Consider the following 6,471-nt stretch of genomic DNA (forward strand, 5'->3'; position numbering starts at 1 on the left):
TAGCTCCTGTGTACTATTATAGGCGATCGCTTTAGGATTTAACAGATATCAAAGATTTTTTTAAGATTGTCTGGCGAACCTCAACAGCAGGTAGGTTTAGTCATTAGTAACTGTTACCTAAAGTTTTGGCAAACCCCGTTGATGAGGCTATGAACTAGGAAATATTTACCTAAACGGACTCCATTCCACCGAAAAATATAACCCATGTTCTTGGAGAGTTCGTTTATTGGAACTAAGTTCTATCAGGGGAATTCCCCAATCAAACCTGGCGCGGAAATTATCACCATACTGCCAACGCAAGCCTAAGCCTAAAGACATTAAAGTTTCCGCAGATAATTGCAATTCGTCAGCGTTGCTACTCCAGGCTGTACCGAAATCGACAAAGGGGGTAACTTGTAAAATTCCCTTATTGTTATCTACTCGGAGAATGGGATAGCGTAACTCCGCCGAAGCAAATATAAAATTATCGCGCAATAAGGCATCCTGACGGTATCCCCGAAGATTGTCTAATCCCCCTAATCCTACTTGTTCTAGGGGTACTAATTCCTGTGTAGATAATTGGATATCCGATCGCCATAATACGGGGGTATTTGGGGCTAATAATCGCAGCCACTGTGCTTGACCTCGCCATGCTATATATTGGCTATCAGGACCATCATCATTAATCGTCGAGTTCAACAGATTTAAGCCTATACTAAATTGCGATCGCGCCGCCAAAACCTGTTGAGTTCCTCGCCTGGTATATTCCTGAGATAAGCGCAAAATTGATAGGCGGGTTTGACCATCCGAGTCCGCACCTCTAGCTAAGGGAAAACCTATGCCTAAAATAGATGTCTCGCTTTGGCGACGAGCGAAACTAACACCCAAAGCCAACTCTTCTGTAGGTGTCTGAATAATAGGTTGGCGATATCGCAATTCAAAGGTCGTGCTTTTCGCCTCAATATCCAGTTCATTAAAAGGTCGTTCTACAATATTACTATCCGTATAATTAAAGTAAAATCCGACCGTACCGTTGCGGGCATTAATCGGAAAATCATAGAATATATCTACTACATTACTGCCATCCGTATTACTATAATATATCCCTAAACCATCTCCTTGTCCGAGAAGATTCGCCTCTGTCAGTTCAATGCCTCGTTGAAACGTGCTAACACTGGGGGGGCGATAGTTATTAGCAAATAAATTAATATCGAAGGTTTTAGCCGTCGCAAATTCTACGTCTAAGATACTCTGACCAGGACAAGTTCCCGTAGATAATTCCGCTTGTATCGTATCAATTAGGGGGTTTAATTGTAATAGTTGTAACGCCGCCAGTAGACGATTTTGATTGAGGGTTTTTGCCGTAGCCACAGCTAGACTACTACGCACATAATTGGGGTTTAGTCGTCCTGTAGCGCTGACGTTAATATCAGTTACTTCGCCTTATAAAATTTGGATATTTACCGTTCCCTGTTGCAGTTCCTGGGGGGGATAAAAGCGCCCGAAGTGATGTAACCTTCGCTGATATAAAGATTGGTAATCGCCGAACGTGCTTGCAAAAGTTCCGCCAACGTAATCGGACGGTTTAGAAAAGATTGCGTAACTTCTGCTAGTTGTTGATTACTAAAGGCTGTGTTTCCTTCAAAGCTGAATTGTTCGACAATAATAGTAATAGATACATCTGGAGTTTCTTCGATATTTTCTGGTGTCGGTAAAGGGGAAGGAAATAACTGATCAGGTGTGGGTAACTGCGGGGGAAGTTCGGGTTCTGGTTGGGGACGTTCTGGTAGTGATGGAATGGTGTTGGGAACCTCTGGAAAATTTACAGGTAAGACCGGGGAGAGGCTTTCGGCTAGGGTAGCACAAGGGTAAGTGATAGCTACAATCTTAATAGTGGTATTTAGTAGCAACTTCAATAGGTTATTGAACATAGGTTTTGGAGTTCAGATGCCCATATTTACTCCTCAATGTGTAACTGCCAGCTATATTGAGATTTTCATCATTTTAGCCTGGTTTTTTGTGTCTGACACGGTTAAATATTTCCCAGAGGTTGCCGTTAGTTTCAATGGCTGATTAATCAGAATTGGTCGCTAACAGGTCCCTGACTTGTTGGGCTAAGGTCAAGGGGTTGAATGGTTTGGTAATCACTCCGGTGATGTCCATTTGTTCAAAGCGATCGCGATCTTGTTTTAGCACTTTGGCTGTCAGCAGAATTACCGGAATTTCTCGACAGCTTGGTGTTTGTTGGAATTGCCTGGCCAACTCGAAACCATCGAGATCTGGCATGGATACATCTAACAAAATCGCATCAGGATGTTCCGTTTTGGCTTTCTGTAACCCCTCTTGACCAGACTTGGCTGTAATTACATCCCAACCTCCCAGATCGGTCAGACAAACCCGGACAATTTCCCGGATACGTTCTTCATCATCAATTACTAAAATTTGGGGTTTTGACATAGGTCACAATTTAGGCCACAATTTACGATGTAAGCAATATAAAACTACTCTGGCTTATTAGATTCAAATAGACAAGCATTTTTCCGGTCTACGAATACAGAAAGTTATATAGATAATTATCAATTTTTACCTGTTACTTCTGTGGTCTGTCCCTGATGGCATTTGAGTTAAGCCATACTTATATATCTGGCAAAATGATTTTAATATTTAAAAAATTGTAAATATTTATGACATTTTTATTGAGAATATTTCCCACAAATTTGACGAGAGAATGGGGGTTATGGTAGGGTGGAAAAAATTAAAAATGAGCGCTGTTTGTGTGCGTATAGCAAAAATGAGGCTAAAACCCTGATTATGTCGTCAGTTTAAATGTCAGTGGGCGGAAAATGGCTAATCCCGAGACACCAATTTTGCCGAAAAAATGGACGGCCAAAAATCGGGGGGTTGACAAAAATCACATTTTGTGCATCATGACTGTTAAATGGGGAAATTGAGTTTTTAAAAACAAGTTTAATGGTCAGTACGGTTGGTATGTATAACCATAGGAATAGTGAAATAAAAAGTGCTGCCTTTAGCCAATTGACTTTCGACCCAAATTTTGCCGCCGTGTTGCTGAATAATACTTTGACAGATAGATAAACCTAAGCCAGTCCCACCCTTTTGGCGAGAGTCCGAGGCATCGACTTGCTGAAAGCGACTAAAGATAGTTTCTAGTTGTTCGGGAGGAATGCCACGTCCCTGGTCGCGGACTTGAAAAAGCACCATATCATCCTGTGGATAAGCTGAGAGAGTGACGGTGGTATGGGGAGGGGAAAACTTAATAGCATTACCGACCAAATTAGTCAGAGTTTGTAGCATAGCATCTCGTTCCGCCCAGAGTTGAAGGGAGGTGGGTAAAATTTCGAGGGTAATGGAGTCTTGATGAGCGATCGCTTGTAAACTCTTAACCACTTGTGTCATCAAGTCCTGAGCGGAACAAGCCTCCATTTGAAATTCAACCTGACCCGAGTTTAACCGTTCAATATCAAGAATATCATTCACCAGTCGCACGAGTCTTTCTGTCTCTAATAAAGCAATTTGAATAAATTTATGAAACTCCTGGGGTTTGTGATCATACAAGCCAGAAGATAACAGTCCTAAAGAACCTTGAATAGCGGTGAGTGGCGTTCTCAGTTCATGGCTAACCACAGAAATAAACTCATTTTTCATCTGTTCTACAGCTCGCCGTTCACTGATATTCTGAGCTTGAGCAATAAAATAGAGAGGAACCCCGTCAATATTTCGGACTACCGACATACTTAACAATACCCAAATCACATATCCTTGCTTATGAAGGTAACGTTTTTCTACATAGTAATATTGAACTTGACCATCGAGCAATTTTTTAATGGATTTTACCTCCTGCTCATAATCTTCTGGGTGGGTGATATCTTTACATTGAAGTTGGAGTAGTTCTGCTTCCTGGTAGCCTAACATTTCACATATACAGCGATTAACTTTTAAGCAGTTTCCTTGGGGGGATAACAATGCCATACCGATCGCTGCATCTTCAAAAGCAGTGCGGAAGAGTTCCTCACTATCTCGGAGTTTTTGTTCGGCTTGTTTATAGTGGGTGATATCAAAGGTTAAACCTAAAATTTGGCTAAGTTTACCCTGTTTGTCTAACAATGGTAAATATTTAACAATCAGGGTTTTTGGGGGTTGATTTGGAAGCGTAATAGTAGCTTCGCCCATTTGTATGCTTAGGGTTTGGATCGTTTTTTCTAGCAAGGGTAAATAGTGGGAAGTTGCCTCTGGGAGAAATAGCTCTTCATCTCGGCGACCAATAAATGTTTCTTCTGACCAGCTTGTTAATTCTAATACTCGTCGGTTAACGAATTTTAAACGGCGATCGCTGTCATAAATTACAAAAACATCAGGAGCATGGTTTACCGCTATGCGTAGGAGTTCTTCGCTTTCTGCTAAGGCTATTTCTGCTTCTTTGCGATCGCTAATATCTTCCGCAAATCCTATATAACGCAGGGGAGAACCATCGTCATTATAAATAATGTTGACTTCTTCATAAACCCACCTAATTACACCATCATTTCTAATAATCCGATATTCTCGTTTAACCAAATTATTTTGATGCTGTTTTTCCTGATAATTAATTACTGCTCCTCGGTCTTCTGGGTAGATGGTATTTAACCAAGAATCAGGATTTTGATAGAGACTCTCACAGGTGCGTCCCCAAATTTTTTCATAGGCTGGGCTTAAATAAATATATTGTCCTGAATGGGCGCATTTTACAAAGAAAAACTGACTGATAGTAGAGGCAATTTCTTGAAAGCGTTTTTCACTTTTGATTAAGGCGACTTCAGTTTTTTTACGATAGTTAATATCTGTGATAATCGCACAACATCCAGCATATTTACCATCATCAAATATAGGATTAGTTGATAGTATAGTCCAGAGAATATCTCCGTTTTTCCGCTTCCATTTAAACTCATGTTGTTCCGCAATACCTTCACGACGACGTTGCAGATAATTTTCGACTATTGGATAATCCTGTTCATCCACAAACTTAAATAGGGAAGATTGAGTTATTTCTTCTTGGGTATAACCCAGCATATCTGCCATTTGCTGATTGACACAAGTGGTCATATTGTCACTGTCAATCATCCAAACTCCTTCGAGGGTCGTTTCAATGATAGTCCGAAATTTAGCCTCGCTTTTTATTAAAGCTGCTTCCGTCTTTTGGCGATCGCTAATATCTTGAACCCAAGACAGCAACATATTCAGTTTTCCTGATTCATCGTAAAAATTGGAATTGTACCACTCACAATAAATAACTGAGCCATCTTTGCGGTAATTACGATTTATGCAAATCCTCCTTTTTTCTTGATTAGCAAAAATGGTCTGAGTTTCTCGATTAATGCGATCGCTATCTTCCTCAAAGATTAATTTCCATTCATTCATCGACTTACCCAACACTTCCGACTCAGACCAACCAAATATCTCTTCTGCTTGCTTAGACCATTGGATAACCCGCAATTTTCGATCCCAAATAATAGTTCCCATGGGAGAATTATCAATCAGTGTTTTTAATTGATGATTCACCGATTGTAATTGCTGTGTAATTCCTGAATGATGGGTGAAATCATCCCCTCTGTGGGAGGATAGCAGTTGCATTTCAATGCGACCTTGTGCTTCTTCCAAATCTAAGGGATAAATCAGAACATCTGCTACTCGCAAGTTCAACCGGCGAACTTCCCGAAATATGGTTGTAGACTCAGCTAGTAGCATAATGGGAATGTTGGCGGTTACCGTGTGCGCTTGTAATTGTTTGGCGATCGTATATCCATCAGTATCCGGTAATTTCACATCTAAAAGAATGAGGTCAGGTGGAATATGTTTCGCTACCCCCAGACCTTCATATCCATCACCAATAACCTGAACTTGATAATTATTGATAGTTAATAGGTTAGCCAGTTCCCCGCGACTCGGAGACTCGCCTGCAATCACTAAAAGCCGAACCGGAAAATTGATATCGGTGGAAGCCATAATCTGCTATCAGTGCAAGAAAATATACTTATAGTTTTGATAGTAGCGCTTTTGATATTAAAGTCATAGCGACTTGACAAATTTTTTTCTTGAACCTTATAAGTTTCTTATATTTCACTGCTATAGTTAATTCCAGACCCTGATTGATTCTCAGTCCACCCATAAACGAAAATCACTGTTGATTTTTCGGTGGCGATCGCCTTCCCACTAGCTATGCTGGCTAGGAAGGTGTTAGCCACTTACCCCTATCACAACTCAGAAACTCTCTCCGAGGGCTGATGCTGTTTACATAGATAGGGTATATGGGGGGCTGAGTTTTTTTATGGCGCATACCTCCCCAAATAAATTTGGCTAACTCACCCGCCGTCTTATAAGTTTCTTATATTTCACTGCTATAGTTAATTCCAGACCCTGAGATTCTCAGTCCACCCATAAACGAAAATCACTGTTGATTTTTCGGTGGCGATCGCCTTCCCACTAGCTATGCTGGCT

5 protein-coding genes are annotated in these 6,471 nt (G+C 40.8%); all 5 read right to left on the reverse strand.

Annotated features, from left to right (window positions below; genetic code table 11):
- Positions 1–165 precede the first annotated feature (165 nt).
- Entirely contained in the window at positions 166–1,368 is a 1,203-nt protein-coding gene (locus ACTIE0_RS11540) for a ShlB/FhaC/HecB family hemolysin secretion/activation protein (RefSeq protein ID WP_235720149.1), read from the reverse strand.
- A gap of 71 nt (positions 1,369–1,439) precedes the next feature.
- Positions 1,440–1,910 carry a POTRA domain-containing protein gene (locus ACTIE0_RS11545; protein WP_006622976.1) on the reverse strand — a complete coding sequence of 157 codons (471 nt, stop codon included), beginning with the start codon at positions 1,908–1,910 and terminating at the stop codon, positions 1,440–1,442.
- Between the two features lie 142 nt (positions 1,911–2,052).
- On the reverse strand, positions 2,053–2,436 hold the full coding sequence (locus ACTIE0_RS11550; protein ID WP_006622978.1) for a response regulator: 384 nt from the start codon (positions 2,434–2,436) through the stop codon (positions 2,053–2,055).
- A 510-nt stretch (positions 2,437–2,946) separates the two neighbouring features.
- Positions 2,947–5,979, reverse strand: coding sequence for a PAS domain S-box protein (locus ACTIE0_RS11555; RefSeq protein WP_006668296.1), 3,033 nt, complete (start codon positions 5,977–5,979; stop codon positions 2,947–2,949).
- A 107-nt stretch (positions 5,980–6,086) separates the two neighbouring features.
- Complete coding sequence (locus ACTIE0_RS11560; protein WP_006622980.1) at positions 6,087–6,218, reverse strand: hypothetical protein; 132 nt, start codon at positions 6,216–6,218, stop codon at positions 6,087–6,089.
- Positions 6,219–6,471 lie beyond the last annotated feature (253 nt).

Source organism: Limnospira sp. (genome assembly GCF_051859755.1).
In the GTDB taxonomy this organism is placed as follows: domain Bacteria; phylum Cyanobacteriota; class Cyanobacteriia; order Cyanobacteriales; family Microcoleaceae; genus Limnospira; species Limnospira fusiformis.

Excerpts from the sequence above, each read along its gene's own strand:
- ACTIE0_RS11555 (WP_006668296.1), bottom strand. The coding sequence starts at position 5,979 with ATGGCTTCCACCGATATCAATTTTCCGGTTCGGCTTTTAGTGATTGCA.
- ACTIE0_RS11545 (WP_006622976.1), bottom strand. The coding sequence starts at position 1,910 with ATGTTCAATAACCTATTGAAGTTGCTACTAAATACCACTATTAAGATT.
- ACTIE0_RS11550 (WP_006622978.1), bottom strand. The coding sequence starts at position 2,436 with ATGTCAAAACCCCAAATTTTAGTAATTGATGATGAAGAACGTATCCGG.